Origin of the sequence: Actinoplanes palleronii (genome assembly GCF_016862315.1) — a bacterium.
In the GTDB taxonomy this organism is placed as follows: domain Bacteria; phylum Actinomycetota; class Actinomycetes; order Mycobacteriales; family Micromonosporaceae; genus Actinoplanes; species Actinoplanes palleronii.
Window position 1 is genome coordinate 168,137 of record NZ_BOMS01000009.1, and the last position, 19,152, is coordinate 187,288.

Sequence of the window (19,152 nt, forward strand, 5' to 3'; positions counted from 1 at the left end):
TCACCGCGGTTCCGGATCGGCGCGGTACAGGGCCTGCCAGTAATAGCTCCACGACACGGCACGGTCCTGCGCCACGCACCGCCAGCGCTCGGCGGGCCGGTACGCGGACACGAAAGCCGTCGCCTGCTCGCGCACCGCCTCGCTGTCGTGGATGTCGATGACGTCGCGCAGGAGCCCGCTGTTCAGCGCCAGCCGCACGACCTCGGCGCCCTGCGAATGGCCGTCCAGCGTCTCGTCGAGGTATTTGCCGACCGGGTTGTTGACGTAGAAGTGATCGCAGGTCGCGTCGATCAGTTCGAGATAGTCGTGCACGGTGCCGGGATCCATCTCGGCGAACGAGTCGATGTTGAGACACAGGTCGAAGCGGGTGCCGCGCACCCGCTCGTCCACCTCGGTGACGCCCACGAACCGTATCTTCGCGAACTGTTCCGGTGTCAGCACCGTCTCCAGGTACCGGCGGGAGAGCGCCAGCGTGTTCGGCAGATCGACGATGGTGTACCCGGCGACCTCGTGGTTGGAGAGCAGGGTGTGGCAGGTCCGGCCGTAGCCGGCGCCGATCTCCATCACCTGGGCGCCGTCGAGGGGCAGCTGAGCCGCCAGGAACTCCACCTCGTGCACCGCCTGCAAGTAGTCGAGGCAGACCGGCTCGCCGTTGCAGCGCACCGCATAGGGCCTGCCGACCTCGCGGTGGCGGGTGCGGCGCAGCCGCTCGCGGTTCTCGGGAGTCAGCCGCATGCCCAGGGCGAAGGTGAGCGCCTTCAGATACCGCACGCCGTTCGGCTGGGGGTTCCACAACGCCAGCTTGAAGTTGACCGCGTTCGACTTGAAGCCGGTGAGATCCACCGCGGCTTCCTCGGTGATGTGCGCCTCGGTGATGTGCTGCCACTGCGCACTCGGACCGTACCGCCCGGCCGGCGGTCTCACCTGTTCTGTCACGCCACTTCCTCTACGACGTGGGGGCTGCGCACGACGCCGACGAGTACGTCGTGCTGAAGCTGCCGCAGGGCGTGCGACGGCTCGATACCGAGCTTCTGATCCAGCATGCGTTGCAACTGGCGGTAGGCGTCCAGGGCGTCGGCCCGGCGGCCCTCCTCGCTCAGAGCGATCATCAGCTGCTCGTAGAACCACTCGTCGAACGGGTTCTCCAGCGCGGCGAACCGCAGCTCGGGGATGAGTTCGCGATGCCGGCCGAGTCGCAGGTCGGCCAGGATGCGGGTGCGTACCGCCCGGGTGCGCGCCTCCTCCAGCCGGCGCAGGTGCGGAGTCAGGACCGGGCCCGCGGTGATGTCGGCGAGGACCGGGCCGCGCCACAGTGCCAGCGCCTCCCGCAGCAAGCGGGCCGCGCGCTCCGGCTCGCCCGCAGCGTGGGCCGCGATGCCCTCCCCGCTCAGCCGTTCGAAGGCGAACGCGTCGATCTCCGATTCGTGGCATCGCAACAGGTAGCCCGGCGGCCGCGTCTCGATGAACTCGCCCCAGCCGAGCTGATCGGCGTACCGCTGGTAGTTCTTCCGCAACTGGTAGATGTAGGTCTGCGCGGTGGTGACGGCGCTGCGTGGCGGGTTCTCCCCCCACAGCTCCTGGATGATGCAGCCTCGATCGACCACCTGATTGGCCCGCAACAGCAGCAGGGCAAGCGTCCACCGCACCCGTGTCGCGCTGGGTGTGCTCGGCTTCCCCTGCATCGAACTCTCGAGCGGGCCGAGTATTCGGAACTTCATGAAACGTTTCTAACAGCCGCCGGTGCGGGATCGACAGAGTTCATTGTCCTATGGGGAACGCGCGACGGTCCGCTGTGGACATCCGGATACACTCCCGGCTACAACGGCCCTCAACCCCGCCCCGGCGATCGATCACCCGCGCTTGAGCACGTGCGTCAGGTACTCCTTGGGGTTCAGCGGATTGCCGTCGGTGCGCCGGCGGGTCGGCGGGGCGCCGGTGGTCTTGCGGTAGCCGCTCAGCGCGGAGACGAACACGCCTTCACCGTGGGACAGGCCCGGCAGTTGCCGCTCGAACTCGTACACGCCGCTCGCCGGGATCGTGCCCTGCAGGTGGCTGACCGAGCCCCGCGCCTCGCACTGGTCCACGACCGCCCGCCCGGCGGCCAGCCGGGACATGACGGCGCGGACCGTGTCGTCCGGTACCTCCAGCTCGAACTGGTCGACCGGTTCGTGCACCGTGGTCCCGGCCTCGCGGAGCGCGGTCATCAGCACCAGGGGGGTGAGCTTGCGGAAGTCACCCGCCGAGGTCACCGGGCTGAAATACGCGGTGTCGGTCAACGTCACCACGCAGTCCATGACCTCCCAGCCGTACAGTCCCTGCTGCGCCGTCTGCCGCACGGTCTCCTCGATCGCCTTGTGGAAGGCCGCCGGCAGGCCGCCGGGCTCGACCTCGAGCTGGTATCGCAGGCCGGTGCCGGCCGGACCCGGTTCGATCCGCAGGCCGACAGTGGCGGCGAACGCGTTCTGCCAGATCACTTCCAGCCCACGGCCGACACCCGCCACCTTCTCGACGTACACCGTGGTGATCTCGTCGAAGACCACCTCGATGCCGTACCGGTCGAGGAGCAGGCCCTTGATCACCTCACGTTGCACCTCGCCGTAGAGCGCCACCGAGATGCTCTGCTCCGCCTCGTTGCGGCGCACATTGATCAGCGGGTCCTCCTCGGCCAGCCGTCGCAGGCGCTGGTACAGCTGGCCGGTCTGCTCCGGCCGGGCAGCCCGTACCACGGTCTCCAGGCTGGGCGGCGCGAAGAAGCCGCTGGACGGCAGCCCCTCGGGCGAGCCGAGCTGGTCGTCGACCTGCACGTGCGCCAGCCCGTACACCTTGGCGATGTCGCCGGCCTCGGCCACCGTCTCGCTGGTGGTGGTGCCGTTCTGGAAGACCTGCACCGACGTCGTCTTGCCGGTGCCCTCGATCACGTCACCGGTGCGGCCACGGCGGTACGTGTCGACCGGCTCCCGCGCCGCGAGCCGGCCGGAGTGCACGCGTACGTAGGCGACCTTCTCGCCGCCGGACGCCCAGTCGATTTTGAAGACGCCGGCCCGCAGCGGCGCCAGTGGGTCACCGGGCGGCGGCGGGAGGAACTTCTTGATCGCTCGGACCAGGTCCTCCACCCCTTCGCCGGTGATGGCCGAGCCGAAATAGACAGGTGTCACCAGAGACTGCCGCACCTGACGGGTCAGCTCCGCGGCGAAGTCCCGCTCGGTGAGGTACGTGTCGTCGTCCAGGTAGGACTCCAGGAAGGCGTCGCTCGCGTCGGCCAGCAGGTCGGCCACCAGCGCACCGCGCCGGCCCCCGGACAGCGGCAGCGGCACCGATCGCGCCCGGCCGGTGCCGGGATCGGTCACCGTGCTCATCGCGAGCGGCCGGGGAGTCAGCTTCTCGCCGATGCCGTCCAGCAGATCCTGGTAGCGGGCGCCGACCCGGTCGATCTTGTTGACGAAGATGAGGACGGGGATCCGCAGCCGGGCCAGCGTCCGCATGAGAATCCGGGTCTGCGCCTGCACCCCTTCGACGGACGAGACCACCAGGACGGCTCCGTCGAGCACGCGCAGCGCACGTTCCACCTCGGCGATGAAGTCCGGGTGTCCGGGCGTGTCGATGAGATTGACCTGAAGATCGTCGATCGTGAAGGACACCACGGCTGACCGGATGGTGATCCCGCGACGCCGCTCCATCTCCATGGAGTCGGTCTGGGTGCTGCCGGCGTCGACGCTGCCGACGTGGTCGATGACGCCGGTGTGATGCAGGAGCCGCTCGGTCAGGCTCGTCTTTCCGGCGTCAACATGCGCAACGATCCCGATATTGAGGGAGTCCATTGATGAACGTCACCTTTAGGTAGATAGCCGACATGACCGTCCCGTCTACAGCTCCGGACTGTCGGCGCATCTCAACTCCCTCTCGAAACCGATTGAAATGACGATCTACCCGACACGCAGCTTACCACCGCGGCGACCCCGTGCCGCCGCGCGCGATCCGTCGAGTCGCCGTCGACGTCGCGTCGAGACACCCCCTCTAGCGTCCGATGGCAGCCAGCTGACGATCATCACCAGGAGGTGTAGATGCGAGTTCTCTTCGTTGCTGCGGCGGGTCCGCACGTACCGTGGATCGTGCCGTTGAGTTGGGCCTGTCAATTGGCGGGACACCAGGTCAGGGTGGCGGTCCGGCCACAGGGTGTCGACGCGGTCAAGGCCACCGGGCTGGTCACCGTGCCGGTGGGTGACGAGGCCACCATCCAGCAGGCACAGAACCGGCACAGCGGCCTCGCCTACAAGGGCACGCCGCGCGACATCACCGGCAACTGGTTCGCCCGGCCGGAACTGCTCGACAAACAGCTGCGGGTGGGCATGGCCAACCGGTTGCTCGCGGCGGCCGAGGCGACCGCCGCGGACACCGTGGCACTGGCGCGGGCCTGGCGGCCGGACGTCGTGGTCTACGACACCGTCGCGTCCGCCGGGCTGGTCGCGGCGGCCGCGATCGGGGTGCCGGCGATCGGGCACACCGCCGGCTACACACTGGACTTCGACTACCGGGGCGAGCCGGAACTGTGGGCTGCCTACCAGGGGTTGTTCGACAAGTTCGGCCTCGAGCCGATCTTTCCTGAGATCCTGGTCGACCCGTGCCCGCCCAGCCTGCGCGACCCCTACCGCATTCCCTGGGCCGGCATGCGGCTGGTGTCCTACAACGGTCCGGTGGTGGCCGAGCCGTGGCTGGTGCCCTCCGGGGACCGCCCCCGGATCTGCCTGACCTCCGGCATCACCACGACCGTGCTCGACCCGCTGACCGCCCGGATCGCGCGGGCCGTCCAGAAGACCGGCGCGGAACTGGTCATCGCCGTGGAACGCGCGGACCGCGCCGGCGTCGCGCAGAGCCTGCCGGACATCCGCGTCGTCGAGTCGTATCCGCTGAGCGTGCTGCTGCCCACCTGCGACGCGGTCATCCACCACGGCGGGCTGGGCACCGGCATGCACACCGCCGCCAACGGCGTTCCGCAGGTCACCCTGCCGCAGAGCACCTCGCAGGACTTCTGGGCGAACAAGGTCGAGCAGTTCGGCCTTGGCGTGTCCATCGCCGATCCGGAGGCCGCCGATGAGCTCACCATCCAGCATGCGCTGGAGACGGTCCTGACCCGGCCGGAGTACCGGCAGCGGGCCCTGGCCCTGCAGCGGGAGGTCGCGACGACACCGGCGCCGGCCGCCGTGGTCGGCCTCCTGGAGGACTGCGCGGCCGGCGCGGACATCCGGAGCAGTCCGCTGGTGGCTTCCGCCTGACGCCCGCGCCCGCGAGGGCCCCGCTCGATAGGAGATCCCGACGTGACGACAGACAACGCCACCTACGACGTCACCATCATCGGTACCGGGTTGTCCGGCACCATTCTCGGCTCCATCCTGGCCCGGCACGGTTTCCGGGTGATGCTGCTGGACGGCACTCAGCATCCGCGCTTCGCGGTCGGTGAGTCGACGATCGGGCAGACCCTCTCGGTGATGCGCCTCATCGCCACCCGGTACGACGTGCCGGAGATCGCCAACCTGGCGAGCCTCGACGGGGTGCTGACGAACATCAGCAGCGGGCACGGGCGCAAGAGCAACTTCGGCTTCGCGTTCCACCACGACGGCCAGGAGCCGGACCCGCGGGAGACCAACATGTTCCGCATCCCGACCGGGATGGGGCAGGCAGCGCACTACTTCCGCCAGGACACCGACGCCTACATGTTCCACACCGCCATCCGGTACGGCTGCGACGCCCGCCAGAACTACCGGGTGGAGAAGATCGACCTGGCGGAGGACGAGGTGACGGTCACCGGCGCCGACGGCAGCGCCTACCGCAGCCGGTACCTCGTGGACGCCAGCGGGTTCCGCTCGCCACTGGCCCAGCGGCTGGACCTGCGGGAGACGCCGAGCCGGCTCAAGCACCACGCACGTTCGATCTTCACGCACATGATCGGCGTCGAGCCCGCGGACGACCACCTCGGGTTCGGGCCCCAGGACCAGCCGCCGGTGCCGTTCAACGACGGCACCATGCACCAGATCTTCGATCGCGGGTGGATGTGGATCATCCCGTTCAACAACCGGGAGGGCGCCACCAACCCGCTGTGCAGCGTCGGCATCCAGCTCGACCCGCGGCGCTATCCGGCACGCCCCGAGCTCTCACCCGAGCAGGAGTTCTGGACCCACGTGGACCGGTTCCCGGCGGTGAAGCGGCAGCTGGCCAACGCGCGCAGCGTCCGCGAATGGGTCGGCACCGACCGCATGCAGTACTCCTCGGCACGCACCACCGGACACCGCTGGTGCCTGATGTCGCACGCGGGCGGCTTCATCGACCCGCTCTTCTCCCGCGGGCTCTCCAACACCTGCGAGGTCATCAACACGCTGGCCTGGCGGTTGATGGAGGCGCTGCGCGACGACGACTTCTCCGCCGAGCGGTTCGCACCCGTGGAGCGGCTCGAGCAGGGGTTGCTGGACTACAACGACCAGCTGGTGAACTCGGCGTTCATCGCCTTCGGCAACTACGACCTGTGGAACGCGGTGTTCCGCATCTGGGCCGCGGGCAGCGTGCTCGGGGGCAAGCACGTGCTCAATGCCATGATCGCCGCACAGCGGACCGGCGACGACGAACCGTGCCGCCGGCTGGACGACAGCCCGTACCCGGGTCTGTGGTGCCCGATCGACTTCTATGCCGAGCTCTTCGACGAGGTGGTGGCCGCCTGTGCGGCGGTGGATGCCGGCACGGAGCCGGCGCAGCGGGCCGGCGACCGGATCAACGAGAAGATCCGGGCCGCCGACTGGATGCTGCCGCCGCTGGAGTTCAACCGGCCCGAGGTCCGCTACATCGATCCGACCCCGGACCGGATGGGCGCGATCGGGGCGTGGGCGGCCGGCCATCCGCGCCGTGCGATCCGCGAGCTCCTGGCCGACGCCGCGCCGACCCACTGACTCAGGAGGAGAGACATGACTGCCGATGTCGTCATCGTCGGTTGCGGCCCGGTCGGTGCGTTTCTCGCCGGCGAGTTGCGCCTGGCCGGCGTCCGGGTCGTGGTGCTGGAGCGGGCCGCCGCGCCGACCGTGCACTCCCGCGCCTTCCGGCTGCAGACCAGGACACTGGAACTGCTCGATCTGCGCGGGCTGCTCGACCGGTTCGTCGCCGACGCCGTCAAGATACCCAAGACGCACTTCGCGGCGATCCGGCCACCGCTGCTGGACCTGGACCTGCTGGACAGCGAGCATCCGTACACCCTGGGCATCCCGCAGGCGCGCACCGAGGCGTACCTGGCGGAGCACGCGACCGGGCTGGGCGCCGAGATCCGGCGGGGCCACGAGGTGACCGGCGTGGAACAGACCGACGACCGGGTGGTGCTGCGGGTGAGCAGCCCGGCCGGCCGGTACTCGCTCGCGGCGGACTACGTCGTGGGCTGCGACGGCGGACGCAGCGTCGTCCGCAAGACGGCCGGGATCGGGTTTCCCGGGTCCCCCGGAACCGTGAGCGCACTGCTGGGCGACGTCACGCTCGCCGACCCGGCGGCCTTCCCCTCCGGCATCCCCGGCACGCTGCGCACCCGGTCCGGTCTGGTCATGGCGGTGGCCATGCCGGACACCGGCATCCGCGTGTTCACCTGTGAGTTCGACCGGCCGGTGCCCGACCGGGACGCGCCGGTGACGATGGAGGAACTGCGCGCCGCGGTGGCCAGGGTGACCGGCACGGAGATCGAGATGACCGCGCCGACCTGGCTCGCCCGCTTCACCGACGCGTCGCGGGTGGTGGACCGGTTCCACAACGGCCGGGTGTTCCTGGCCGGCGACGCGGCACACGTCCACTTCCCGATCGGCGCCCAGGGGCTCAACCTCGGCATACAGGACGCCATGAACCTCGGGTGGAAGCTGGCCGGCCGGATCCACGGGTGGGCGCCGGACGACCTGCTGGACAGCTACGACCGGGAGCGGCGCCCGGCAGCCGATCGCGTCGTCCTGGAGACCCGGGCCCAGCTCGCGCTGATGAACTCGGACGAACGGATCGACCCGCTGCGCGAGGTGTTCCGGGAGCTGCTCGCGATCGACGAGGTCAACCGCCACCTGTCGCGCATGCTGACCGGGCTGGACGCGCGCTACGCACCGGCCGCCGGTGCGCACCCGCTCGTCGGACAGCTGTTCCCGCCGCTGCGGCTGTGCACCGCGGACGGCCCGGTCCGGGTGGCGGACCTGCTCCGTACCGGGCGGCCGGTCCTGGTCGACCCGGGCGACGATCCGTCGGTGGCCACCGTGGCTGCCGGGTGGCGCGACCGGGTCGACGTCGTCACGGCCCGGCAGGAGGGCGGCGCCCCCCTGGGCGGGCTGCTGATCCGGCCGGACGGGTACGTGGCGTGGGCCGCCACTCCGGGCGAGGAACCCGCAGCGGCGGAGTCGTCGTTGCCGGCCGCCCTCGCGACCTGGTTCGGACGGGCCACGGCGGCGGTGCGCTGATCGTCGGCCGCAGCCGGCACACCACGGTGGCCGGGTTCGTGTCACGAACCCGGCCACCGTCCTGGTGTCACCGCAGGGGTGCTCCGAACCAGGTCTCCAACGCCGCGCGCAGCTCCGCGGCCTCGGCGACCGGGTCGCCGGCCCAGCAGACATAACCGTCCGGCCGCACCAGGAAGGCGTTCGCGAGCCGGTCGTCCGGCTCGGCGGCCGTACCGGTGAGGACGTCGACCCGGTCCTTCCACGCGGTGGCCACGTCGCTCGCCCCGGCGGCCCGGCCCAGCATGACCAGCACGCCGTGACCACAGTGGAAGTACTCGCTCAGGTAGCGGCGGGACTCCGGGGTGACCAGCGGCACGTCCGGCATCCGCCGCCCGATCATGGGATGCGCGCCGGGCAGGTCGTACTCGATGTCCAGCGCCACGCCGAGCCCGGCGAAGTAGCGGTTGACCTGCGGCATGCGCAGCAGGTCGGTGAAGGTGTCGCGCAGCGCCCGCAGGTTCGGGTCGGGATCGAGGAGCACGACCTGGAGACGGGTGTTACGCAACACCAGTTCACCCACCGGATGACGCTCGCTGTGATAGGAGTCCAGCAGCGTGTCACCGCCCCAGCCGTGCACGGCGGCGCCCAGCTTCCACCCCAGGTTCATCGAGTCCTGCAGCCCCATGTTCATGCCCGGTCCCCCGGCCGGGAACGTCACGTGGGCGGCGTCGCCGGCCAGGAAGACGCGTCCCCGCCGGTACTGTTCGGCCTGCCGGGAACTGTCGGTCAGCCGGGTCAGCCACTCGATGTCGCACAGCCCGAAGTCACTGCCCGCGATGTCGACGAGTGCCGCCCGCATCTCCTGCTCGGTCACCGGCGCACGGCGGTCGGGGAAGGTCCGCCCGTACCAGAAGACCATGACGCGGTGCAGGCCCGGTTCGAAGAGCGGGACCGCCGAGAACCAGGCACGTTTCTCGGGCCGCACCACGCCGTACGGGCGCAGCGGCCCCATCCCCTCGCCGACCGGCAGTTCCCCGCTGAACTTGGCATCGGCCAGCAGCACGGCGAGGCTGGGCTCCTGTCCGGGGAACTCGATACCGGCGAGCTTGCGGGTGGTGCTGCGACCGCCGTCACAGCCGACCAGGTAGCGCGACCGGATCTGGTACTCCCCGTCCGGCCCGCGGATGCCGGCGGTCACACCGGTGTCGTCCTGCTCGAGCCGGACCAGCTCGTGCCCACGCCGGATCTCCGCACCGAGCCGGCCGGCCCGCGCGGTCAGCAACTCCTCGACCTCCACCTGCGTGCGGTACAGCCCGTACGGGTGGCGGCTGTCGAGCACCTCGTACACCAGTGGCGAGGGCAGACTGGCGAAGTGGCCGCCGCGCAGCTTCGGCGCGCCGTCGAGAAGGTCCTCGTGGGCCCCCCGGAGCTCGAACTCCTCGATCGTACGGGCGTGCAGGCCCAGGGCCTTGGCATGACCGAACGGTTCGGTCATGCGTTCCACGACCAGCGTCCGGACCCCCGCGAGCCGCAACTCACAGGCCAGCATCGTGCCGGCGGGGCCGCCACCGACCACCACAACGTCGACGTCATCCATCGACTGTCTCCCTCCTAGACGACCGACACCTCGAACATCGCGACAGATCCCCGCACCCGCAGCTGGTAGCGCTCGAACCGGGCCCCGAGGGCCGCGTCGAGGTCGGCCAGCGAGTCGTCCTTGTTGCTCATGACCCCGTCCGCGTTGAGCGACTCGAGCGCCTTCGGGGCGAGCCGTCCGTGCCGTACCCCGTGGGTCAGGACGGTGGCGCCGAAGATCCGCCCGCCCTTCACCACGTACGGCAGGACGTTGTCGAAGACCACGGCCTTCTGCTTGATGTCACCCGGCATGCAGTGCAGCAGGAAGTTCATGCCGACCGAGTCGAACCGGGCGGCGCCGAACTCCAGTGGTTGCAGCACGTCGCGGCGGTACATGGCCGGGCGGTACCGGGCCAGGCGGCCCGCGGTCTTGCGCAGGACCTCGTCGTTCAAGTCGGCCAGAACCACCTGGGGCCGGTCCGCGGGGAACGTGCAGCGGTCCAGGAAGAAGCCGGTGCCCGGGCCGAGATCCAGGTGGCGGCGGCCGACGTTGCGGTCGTAGTGCTTCAGCATGTGCCGCCGCGGGCAGTGCCACACGGCCGAGCAGACGAAGCCGAGCACCCACACGTCGTAGGCGGCCAGGATGCTCCGGCTGTACACGGCGGCACCGGCCATCACCTGGTCCGGTGCGAGGGCGATCACCGCGTCGCCGGAGCCGTCGGCGGGCTGGGCGGGCATGGCGGGGTCTTCCCCATGTGTCGGTTCGGTCCGCTTCACGCTTCCGCCCGCTCCTCGGCGTACGCCTTGGCCAGGCGCAGGTTGCCCATGCTGTTCGCGCTGAGCACCTTGCGCAGATAGCGCCGGGCCCCGGCGACCGTGGTGCCCGCACCCAGCAGGTGCAGCCCGTCGGGACGGATCGTGCAGGTGTGCCGGGCGCCGAGGATCAGGCCTTCCGGCGTCTCGGTGAACATCCAGTGGCCGGCGTGCGCGGTCATCGTCGCGGGCGGCTGGGTCTGCTTGTAGACGATCTTCCGGTTCGGCAGGCAGATACGGACCGAACGGGTGGTGTGCTCGGACCCGTCCGCGGAGACCGTGTCCATGTCGAAGAACTGGATACCCGGCACCTCCTCGGTCATCGTCAGCCGGGCCACGTGCGGGATGCGCTCCGGCCACTTGTCCGCCTCGTAGAGGTACGTGTAGGCGTCGCGCACGGAACCCGCCACGAACAGCGGGTCCTCGAAGGAGATGATCAGCTCGGCCAGCTCGTCGCGGTGTTCGGCGGCGTACCGGAGGGTCTCCAGCTCCGCGAGGCTGTCCTGGCGCAGCAGGCCGGCCCGGCGGGTCAGCTCGGCGGGATCCGGATCCAGCAGCGCGAACTCGTGACGCAGGACGACAAGCGTGGTGCCGTCCGGCTGTTCCTCGAGATACCAGGCCCCTCGCAGGTCCGCGAAGGGCGGGTCGGCCGGCTCGTGGACGAACGTGACGCGCCGGCCGTCGTCCTCGGCCGTGCGACGCTCACGCCAGGTCCGGACGGAGTCGGGTCCGGTGACGTACCACCGCTGGACCAGCTCACCGGAGGCGTCCCCGGCCAGGTGTTCGGCGTGCACCGCCGGCCGGTGCAGCTGGCTCCAGCCGGCCAGGTCGGTCACGAGGTCGCGGCACACCTGGACCGGCGCGCGGACCGGAATCTTCTCCTCAACGACATGGGTAGCACTGGTCAACACTGGATGATCCCTTCGGCCATGAAATCGCGGGCGATGGTTGCCACCGTCGACGCGGCTGCTGGAGGCACGGTGGAGCACCGGTCGACAGCGGGCCCGTGAACGACGCTCCACCGCGGTTCGAGAGCTGCGGCACAGACTGAGCCGGTGCGCGCGGTAACCCAACCCACCTGCCCTAACGGAGTGGCCATGCCTACACAGGTCGACCTGCCCACCACGGACCTCGCCTTCGAACGCCGCTACGTCCAGGTCCAGCAGTTCTACGCACGACACATGCAGCTGCTGGACGCCGGCGCGGCGCGGGAGTGGGCGGAGACCTTCACCCAGGACGGCACCTTCGAGGCGCCGACACTCGACGAGCCGACCCGGGGCCGGGACGAGCTGATCGCCACGATGAGCCGGGCCGCCGCGGAGCTGGCCGCGGCCGGCGAGATCCGCCGGCACTGGCACGGCATGCTCGACGTCCGGCCGGCTCCGGACGGCACGATCGCGGTCCGTTGCTACGCGCTGGTCTTCTCGACGCTGCGCGGCGGGACCCCGCGCCTGCACCGCACCTGCGTCTGCGAGGACGTCCTGGTGCTCGAGGACGGGCAGCTCCGGGTGCGGTCCCGCCGGGTCACTCGCGACGACCTGGCCTGATCCCGGCCCGCACGGCGGCGCCCCGTCCCCGATGATCGGGACGGGGCGCCGATGGTCAGGCGGATACCACGCAGGTGAACATGTGCAGGTAGGAGTTGACCGGTTCCACCCTGCCCAGGATCAGGCCGGCCTGCCCGATCAGGTCCTCCAGGCCGGCCCGGGTGTGCTTCCGGCCGCCGACGTTGAGCAGCAGGAGCAGGTCCATGGCCGTGGTGAACCGCAATTCCGGGCTGCCGTCGATGAGGTTCTCGACGATGACCACCCGTGCCCCCGGCCGGCCGCTCGACGCGATGGCCCGCAGGGTCGCCACCGTGCTCTCGTCGTCCCATTCCAGGACGTTCTTCAGCAGGTAGAGGTCGGCTTCGACCGGGACCTCGCGCCGGCAGTCACCGGCGACCAGCTGGACCCGATCACCGAGGGAGCCGCCCGGGCGCAGGCACGGGTCCGCGTTGGCGATCACCTCCGGCAGATCGAACAACACGCCGCGCAGCGCCGGGGTGCGCTCCAGCAGGGCGCGCAGCACGCCGCCCTGCCCGCCGCCGACGTCCGCCACCACGGCCATCCCGTGCAGGTCCAGCACACCCGCGAGGGCCTGCGCGGACAGCGCGCTGGCCTGTGTCATCGCCCGGTCGAAAACGGCGGCCGACTCCGGCGCGTCCTCGTGCAGGTACTCGAAGAAGCCCTTGTCGTGCAGGTCGCCGAAGACGCTGCGGCCGGCCCGTACCGCCTCGTCCAGCCGCGGCCACAGTTCCCAGGTCCACGGCTCGGTCGCCCAGAGCGTGGTGTATCGCAGGCCGCGTGGCGTGTCCTCGCGGAGCAGGCGCGAGGCGTCGGTGTGCGCGAAACGGTCGCCGGTCACCTCGGTGAAGATGCCGTTGCTGGCCAGGGCGCGCAACAGCCGCCGCAGCGCACCGGCGTCGGCTTTCACCGTCCGCGCGATCTCGTCCACGGACGCCGGGTCGTCGTCCAGCGCGTCGGCCACACCGAGCCGCGCCGCGGCTCGCAGCGCCGCGGCGCACGCGGCACTCAGCGCCAGCTCACGCAGCTGCCGGACGGCCTGCGGTACCGTCATGTCGCTCATGACGGCGTCACCGCGCCGGCGCCGTGGCTGGAGCGCAACTCGTACGGCGAGAAGTCGACAGTGGCATTCTTGATCACCTGCTGCAACGGCGTGCGGAAGCCCTCCGAACCGGTGGCCGTGCGATGCGCGGCCGCGTCCTGCCAGTGGGCGATCTCCACGTACACCTTCGGGTCACCGGCCGACTGGTACAGCTGGTGGGAACGGAAGCCCGGTTGCCGCGCCATGTGGTCGGAGATCTGGGCCAGCGCCCGTTCGAACTCCTCGACGTCTCCGGTGACCGTCATCCGGTCGATGAAAATGAACACGATGTGGTCCTCACCTTCAGCTGCGTCCTGCGGGGAATGAGTCCTGGTCGGCGCGGGCCGTGGTGACCCGGTGCCGGTCGAGCGTCTGGTCGCGCAGCTCTCGCCGCCGCACCTTGCCGGTGGCCGACCGCGGGATCTCGTCGACCAGTTCCACCCCGGCCAGGTGCTCGTAGTAGGGCAGGCGATCGTTGACGTACGCCATCAGGTCGGCCGGACCGGCGGCGCCGTCGCGGACCACGGCCAAGCCGTAGGCCACCGCCCCGCTGAACTCGTCCGGGTAGTCGAAGACGACGCAGTCGGTGACCGCCGGATGCCGGCGCAGCTCGCGCTCGACGGTGGCCGGCGCCACCAGCCAGTTGTCGCGTTTGAAGACGTCCTTGAGGCGGTCGACCAGGAAGAGGTAGCCGTCCGGGTCGATCCGGCCGATGTCACCGGTCGCGAACCAGCCGTCGGGGTCGACGTCCTGGGAGCGTTCACGACCGAGGTACCCGTGCATCAGCTGCGGGCCGCGCACCTGCACCTCGCCCTTGGCGCCGATCGGCAGCACCGCACCGGTGTCCACGTCGACGATCCGGCAATCCGTGCCGGGCACCAGCAGCCCGCAGGAACCCGTCCGGGGCCGGTCCAGGTCGCCGAGGTGCGTCGACGGCGACGTCTCCGCCAGGCCGTACCCCTGCACCACCGGTATCCCGAAGTGCTCGCTCAGGGTGACGGTCGCCGATTCGGGCATGGCCGAGCCGCCGGACAGGATGGCTCGCAGGGAGTCGATCCGCATCGCCGGCAGCCGCAGATCCACCGCCAGCCGGGACAGCCGCACGGGCAGGCTGTACAGGTGCGTCGCGCCGCACGCGGCGGCGGCCCGCATCGCCACGGCGAGGTCCGGCTCCGCACAGAGCACGTGTGTCGCCGTCGCGACCAGTCCGATGGTCAGATGCATCAGGTGGAACGTGGGCAGGTAGTTGAAGAGCACCGAGTCTGCGGTGAGCCGGTGGCCGTACACGGTCTGCGCGGCGTTGACCGTCAGGTTGCGATGGGTCAGCTGCACGGCCTTCGCCGGCCCGCTCGTCCCGCTGGTGAGCTGGAGGCAGGCCACCGCGTCCGGCGTGCCGGCCGGCGCCGGCACCCCGGGCGGGGCGGCGGCGATCAGTTCGCTCAGCGTGGGAACGTCAGGGTCGGCCGGCACGCCGTCCTCCCGGTGGGTCAGCACCAGGTGGAGCAGCCCGGGCAGCCGATGCCGCACCGACTGGATCCGGCGGTGCATCTCCGGCGTCGCCACGACGGCGCCGGCCCGGACCGTGTTCAGCGCGTGGACCAGGCCGTCCTCCCGCAGCAACGGGTTGATCAGCGCGCTGACGCCACCCGCCCGCGCGATCCCGAAGAATCCGGCCGCGAAGACCGGATCCAGCACGCCGGCCAGCGCCACCACCTGGTCCGGCCCGCCGGTCAGGGTGCGCAGCGCGGCCGCGCTGCGCGTCGCCAGCCGGTCCAGCTCGGCGAAGGTCAGCGAGGCGGTGTCGGAGCGCACGGCGATCCGGTCCGGTGCCAGTAGCGCCGCACGGGTCAGGAGTGCGTCCACGCGTGCGTCGATCTCGTGCGCGACGGTGTGGTCCAGCGGCGGACCGCGAAGGAAGCCGTCCGCCTCGATGGTGGTCTCGGACATAGATCAGCCCGTCCGTTCTCGGAGGTGCCGGCCGCACCGTGCGGCCCACGGCTGACTCTTCGCCCGCCCGCTCGACGCCGGGTCGAGATTCAAGCGACGATCAGTACGGGTTGAGCGGCACTGTCACCCGGTGCCCAGTGCCGCTGTACCCCCGGAACCAGCGACACTCCTCATTGGACCGCTCAACCTGTCACGCAGAGCATCTGTGGTGTTACAAAGCGGCATGATCTTTCGAGTACTCGGCCCGTTGGAAGTCACCGTGCAGGGCACGGTCGACACGCCCACGGCGGCCAAGGTCCGCTGGACGCTCGCCCTGCTGCTGCTGCGGGCGAACCACGTCGTCGGCCGCACGTCGATCATCACGGAGCTATGGGGCGAGAACCCGCCTCGCAGTGCCGTGACCACCGCGCAGACCTACATCTACCAGTTGCGCAAGAAATATCAGGACCGGCTCGGCGCGGGCGAGCTCGTGGAGACCCGCCTGGCCGGATACCTGCTCAAGGCGGACGAGGCGCAGATCGACGCGCGGGTGTTCGAACGGCTCAGCGACCAGGGGCACGCGTCACTGGAGGCCGGGCACGTCGAGCGGGCCGCACGGCAGCTGCACGAGGCACTCGCGCTGTGGCGCGGCCCGGCGCTGGCCGACGTCCCGGCCGGGCCGGTGCTGGCGCCGCACCTCACGCACCTGGAGGAGACCCGGACCTGGACCCTGCGGCTGCGTATCCTCGCCGACCGGCGGCTGGGCCGCCACCACGACCTGATCCCCGAACTTCAGTTCCTGGCGGCCGCCCACCCCCTCGACGAGTGGTTCCACCAGCAGTTGATGATCGCGCTGACCGAGACCGGCCGGCGCGCCGACGCCCTGCAGGTGTACGAACGCATCCGGGTCACCCTCGGTGCCGAATTGGGGGTACACCCCTCGCCGGGGTTGTGCCGGCTCCAGCACGACGTGGTCACCGGCGACCCGTGGACGCCGGGACCGGAGGCCGACCTGGACCTCGTGCTGCCGCGGTCGCACGCTGCGGCGTGAGGACGAGCCGCGATCAGGCCGTCCAGTGCGACCACACGTCGGCCGCCGCCTCGTCACCGTAGGAGGCGGCGAGCCGCTCACCGAAGCCGGCGGGGTCCACGGTGTACTCCTGGGTGCCGACGCTCTCCAGCGCCAGGGCGCCGAGCTGGCACCCGACCTCGGCGGCCCGCCGCGGCGGCAGCCCCCAGCCGAGGCCACCGAAGAAACCGGCGCGAAAGGCGTCCCCGGCGCCGGTCGGGTCGACCGGCCGCACCCCGCCGGCCGCCGGTACGCACACCGGCTCGATGTCCCGGCCGGTGATCCGGACGCCGCGTTCGCCGAGCGTGGTCACCTGCACGGCGACCCGGTCGAGCAACTCTCGGGGGGTCAACCCGGACTTGGCCAGCAGCAGGTGCTCCTCGTACTCGTTGGTCACCAGATAGTCGGCGCCGGTGATGAACGCGGTGACCACCCCGCCCGGCATGGTCGCCAGTTGCTGCGACGGGTCGGCGACGAAGGGCTGCCCGATCCGGCGGCACTGGTCGGCGTGGCGCATCATCGCGGCCGGGTCGTCCGCGGCGACGATGACCAGGTCGGGTGGGTTCGAGCGGGCGAGCAGCGGCGCCAGGTCGATCTGAGCCGCCTCCGCCATGGCGCCCGGATAGAACGACGCGATCTGGCACATGCTGGTGTCGGTGGTGCAGGTGAACCGGGATGTCTGTGCCGTCTCGCTGACCCGGACGAACTCGCAGTCCACGCCGTGGCTCTCCAGCCACGTCCGGTAGGCGGCGAAGTCCGCGCCCACCGCGCCGATCAGGAACGGGCTCAGGCCCAACCGGCCCAACCCGTACGCGATGTTGCCGGCCACCCCGCCGTACCGCACGTCGAGCGCGTCGACCAGGAACGACAGTGAGACGGTGTGCAACTGGTCGGGCAGCAACTGCTCGCTGAAACTGCCCGGGAACCGCATGAGGTGATCAGTCGCGATGGAGCCGGTGACGGCGATGCGGCCCATGACGGCGGCCTCCGGGGTAGTGGGTCGGTGCGCCGAACCGTACGGATGCCGGTTCCAGAACCGCTCGGGCGGCGGACGACCCCGCCCCCAACCGCCCTTGAGGAGATCTCGATCGGCGTCCCGAAGGATCACCGGCGTCGCAGCCCCGTGCAGAAGGGAACGCCATGTTGTTCACCGCAGGGGAAGTCGCCTACTTGCGGACACAGCCGCTGGGCCGCCTGGCCACCACCGGCGGCGCCGGCCATCCGCATTGCGTCCCGGTGAGGTTCACCTACAACGCGGACCGGGACACCATCGACATCACCGGCCGGGAGTTGAGCGGGAGCCGCAAGTACCGTGACGTGCGGGCGGACGGCCGGGTGGCTTTCGTCGTCGACGACATCACCTCCGACTCGCCGCCGGCGTTCCGCGGCCTGGAGATCCGGGGCGAGGCCGAGGCGCTCCCGGCCGCCGGCGGCGCCGGTACCGAGCTGATCCGGATCCACCCGGTCCGGATCGTCGCCTGGGGCATCGACGCGGGCTGGGAAGCCGGGGCGGCGGGCCGCACGGCCGATCGTCTGCCCGCCGGTCTCAGGGGGCGGCGATGACGATCCGGGTGTGGGACTACCTGCCGGAGTACCAGGAGGAACGTGCGGACATCCTCGCCGCGGTGGCGAGGGTGTTCGAGTCCGGCCAGCTGATCCTGGGTCCCGGGGTGACCGGGTTCGAGGAGGAGTTCGCGGCCTACCACGGCATCGGCCACTGCATCGGTGTCGACAACGGCACCAACGCGATCAAGCTGGCCCTGCAGGCGCTCGGCGTCGGTCCGGGCGACGAGGTGATCACGGTGGCCAACACCGCCGCGCCGACCGTGGTGGCCATCGACGGCACGGGTGCCGTACCGGTCTTCGTGGACGTGCGCGAGGACGACTTCCTGATGGACACCGACCAGGTCGCGGCCGCGATCGGCCCGCGCACCCGCGCGCTGGTCCCGGTGCACCTGTACGGCCAGTGCGTGGACATGACCCCGCTGCGCCGGCTGGCCGCCCGGCACGGCGTGGCCGTGCTGGAGGACTGCGCCCAGGCACACGGCGCGCGCCACCAGGGCCGGCTCGCGGGCACGATGGGCGACGCGGCCGCGTTCTCGTTCTATCCGACGAAGGTTCTCGGCGCCTACGGTGACGGCGGCGCCGTGATCACCGGTGACGAGCACGTCGACCAGGACGTCCGGCGGCTGCGCTACTACGGCATGGAGGACCGCTACTACGTGGAGCGGACTCCCGGCCACAACAGTCGCCTGGACGAGGTGCAGGCCGAGATCCTGCGGGGCAAGCTGCGCCGGCTCGACGCCTACATCGCGGGGCGCCGGGCCGTGGCGCGGCGATACACCGAGGCGCTGGGTGACCTCGCCGAGCCGGGCGGGCTCGTGCTGCCGGCGGTGTCGCCCGGCAACGAGCACGTGTACTACCTGTACGTGGTCCGGCATCCCCGCCGGGACGAGATCATCGAGCGGCTGCGGGCGTACGACATCGCGCTGAACATCAGCTACCCCTGGCCCGTGCACACGATGACCGGATTCGCGCACCTCGGGTACGCCAAGGGCTCGCTGCCGGTCACCGAGAGACTCGCCGGTGAGGTGTTCTCCCTGCCGATGTACCCGTCGCTGCCGCTCGACCGCCAGCAGGCCGTCATCCGGGGACTTCGCGACGTACTGACCGGTTCATGACACATCCACA

The 19,152-nt window shown here is 70.7% G+C and carries 17 protein-coding genes; 7 read left to right on the plus strand and 10 right to left on the minus strand.

All coding sequences use genetic code 11. The annotated features are described in order from the left end of the window. The 3 genes from Apa02nite_RS02605 to Apa02nite_RS02615 form a co-directional block, all read right to left on the minus strand. Nucleotides 1-936: a putative sugar O-methyltransferase gene (locus Apa02nite_RS02605; RefSeq protein WP_275412418.1), complete on the minus strand. Its 936-nt coding sequence runs from the start codon at nt 934-936 to the stop codon at nt 1-3. Further along, nucleotides 933-1,718, minus strand: a complete 786-nt coding sequence (locus Apa02nite_RS02610; RefSeq protein WP_083971040.1) for an AfsR/SARP family transcriptional regulator — start codon at nt 1,716-1,718, stop codon at nt 933-935. The genes Apa02nite_RS02605 and Apa02nite_RS02610 overlap by 4 nt, the downstream gene beginning before the upstream one ends. A gap of 132 nt (nt 1,719-1,850) precedes the next feature. Continuing rightward, nucleotides 1,851-3,818, minus strand: a complete 1,968-nt coding sequence (locus tag Apa02nite_RS02615; RefSeq protein WP_203823643.1) for an elongation factor G — start codon at nt 3,816-3,818, stop codon at nt 1,851-1,853. Nucleotides 3,819-4,061: 243 nt separating this feature from the next. Here Apa02nite_RS02615 and Apa02nite_RS02620 point away from each other — a divergent pair, with 243 nt between their 5' ends. The 3 genes from Apa02nite_RS02620 to Apa02nite_RS02630 are packed head-to-tail and all read left to right on the plus strand — an operon-like array spanning nt 4,062 to nt 8,453. After that, nucleotides 4,062-5,270: a nucleotide disphospho-sugar-binding domain-containing protein gene (locus Apa02nite_RS02620; RefSeq protein ID WP_344573322.1), complete on the plus strand. Its 1,209-nt coding sequence runs from the start codon at nt 4,062-4,064 to the stop codon at nt 5,268-5,270. Between the two features lie 42 nt (nt 5,271-5,312). Further along, nucleotides 5,313-6,932, plus strand: coding sequence for an NAD(P)/FAD-dependent oxidoreductase (locus Apa02nite_RS02625; RefSeq protein ID WP_203823645.1), 1,620 nt, complete (start codon nt 5,313-5,315; stop codon nt 6,930-6,932). 15 nt (nt 6,933-6,947) lie between these two features. Further along, nucleotides 6,948-8,453, plus strand: a complete 1,506-nt coding sequence (locus Apa02nite_RS02630) for an FAD-dependent monooxygenase (RefSeq protein WP_203823646.1) — start codon at nt 6,948-6,950, stop codon at nt 8,451-8,453. A 67-nt stretch (nt 8,454-8,520) separates the two neighbouring features. Here Apa02nite_RS02630 and Apa02nite_RS02635 read toward each other — a convergent pair whose 3' ends face one another. The 3 genes from Apa02nite_RS02635 to Apa02nite_RS02645 are packed head-to-tail and all read right to left on the minus strand — an operon-like array spanning nt 8,521 to nt 11,731. Continuing rightward, the gene (locus Apa02nite_RS02635; protein ID WP_203823647.1) at nt 8,521-10,029 is read right to left on the minus strand and encodes an FAD-dependent monooxygenase; all 1,509 of its coding nucleotides are present in this window, start codon (nt 10,027-10,029) and stop codon (nt 8,521-8,523) included. 14 nt (nt 10,030-10,043) lie between these two features. Next, entirely contained in the window at nt 10,044-10,745 is a 702-nt protein-coding gene (locus Apa02nite_RS02640; protein ID WP_203823648.1) for a class I SAM-dependent methyltransferase, read from the minus strand. 35 nt (nt 10,746-10,780) lie between these two features. Then, complete coding sequence (locus tag Apa02nite_RS02645) at nt 10,781-11,731, minus strand: aromatase/cyclase (protein ID WP_203823649.1); 951 nt, start codon at nt 11,729-11,731, stop codon at nt 10,781-10,783. A gap of 186 nt (nt 11,732-11,917) precedes the next feature. Between Apa02nite_RS02645 and Apa02nite_RS02650 the strand changes: the two genes are divergently transcribed. Beyond that, entirely contained in the window at nt 11,918-12,367 is a 450-nt protein-coding gene (locus Apa02nite_RS02650; RefSeq protein ID WP_203823650.1) for a nuclear transport factor 2 family protein, read from the plus strand. A gap of 55 nt (nt 12,368-12,422) precedes the next feature. On the opposite strand, the gene Apa02nite_RS02655 is transcribed toward Apa02nite_RS02650, so the two are convergent. From Apa02nite_RS02655 to Apa02nite_RS02665, 3 genes are read right to left on the minus strand one after another with little or no spacing between them, the layout of a single operon-like run. After that, the gene (locus tag Apa02nite_RS02655; protein WP_203823651.1) at nt 12,423-13,448 is read right to left on the minus strand and encodes a methyltransferase; all 1,026 of its coding nucleotides are present in this window, start codon (nt 13,446-13,448) and stop codon (nt 12,423-12,425) included. Then, nucleotides 13,445-13,753, minus strand: coding sequence for an antibiotic biosynthesis monooxygenase family protein (locus Apa02nite_RS02660; protein ID WP_203823652.1), 309 nt, complete (start codon nt 13,751-13,753; stop codon nt 13,445-13,447). The genes Apa02nite_RS02655 and Apa02nite_RS02660 overlap by 4 nt, the downstream gene beginning before the upstream one ends. 16 nt (nt 13,754-13,769) lie before the next feature. Then, a complete protein-coding gene (locus tag Apa02nite_RS02665) occupies nt 13,770-15,413 on the minus strand; it encodes a class I adenylate-forming enzyme family protein (RefSeq protein WP_203823653.1) in 1,644 nt (547 codons plus the stop codon). A 223-nt stretch (nt 15,414-15,636) separates the two neighbouring features. Between Apa02nite_RS02665 and Apa02nite_RS02670 the strand changes: the two genes are divergently transcribed. Next, complete coding sequence (locus Apa02nite_RS02670) at nt 15,637-16,443, plus strand: AfsR/SARP family transcriptional regulator (RefSeq protein ID WP_203823654.1); 807 nt, start codon at nt 15,637-15,639, stop codon at nt 16,441-16,443. A gap of 13 nt (nt 16,444-16,456) precedes the next feature. Here Apa02nite_RS02670 and Apa02nite_RS02675 read toward each other — a convergent pair whose 3' ends face one another. Beyond that, complete coding sequence (locus tag Apa02nite_RS02675; protein ID WP_203823655.1) at nt 16,457-17,437, minus strand: carbohydrate kinase family protein; 981 nt, start codon at nt 17,435-17,437, stop codon at nt 16,457-16,459. Between the two features lie 164 nt (nt 17,438-17,601). Here Apa02nite_RS02675 and Apa02nite_RS02680 point away from each other — a divergent pair, with 164 nt between their 5' ends. Then, nucleotides 17,602-18,024 (plus strand): PPOX class F420-dependent oxidoreductase, encoded by a 423-nt coding sequence (locus Apa02nite_RS02680; protein ID WP_239164072.1) that lies wholly within the window; start codon nt 17,602-17,604, stop codon nt 18,022-18,024. Beyond that, nucleotides 18,021-19,142, plus strand: a complete 1,122-nt coding sequence (locus tag Apa02nite_RS02685) for a DegT/DnrJ/EryC1/StrS family aminotransferase (RefSeq protein WP_203823656.1) — start codon at nt 18,021-18,023, stop codon at nt 19,140-19,142. The genes Apa02nite_RS02680 and Apa02nite_RS02685 overlap by 4 nt, the downstream gene beginning before the upstream one ends. Nucleotides 19,143-19,152: the final 10 nt, after the last annotated feature.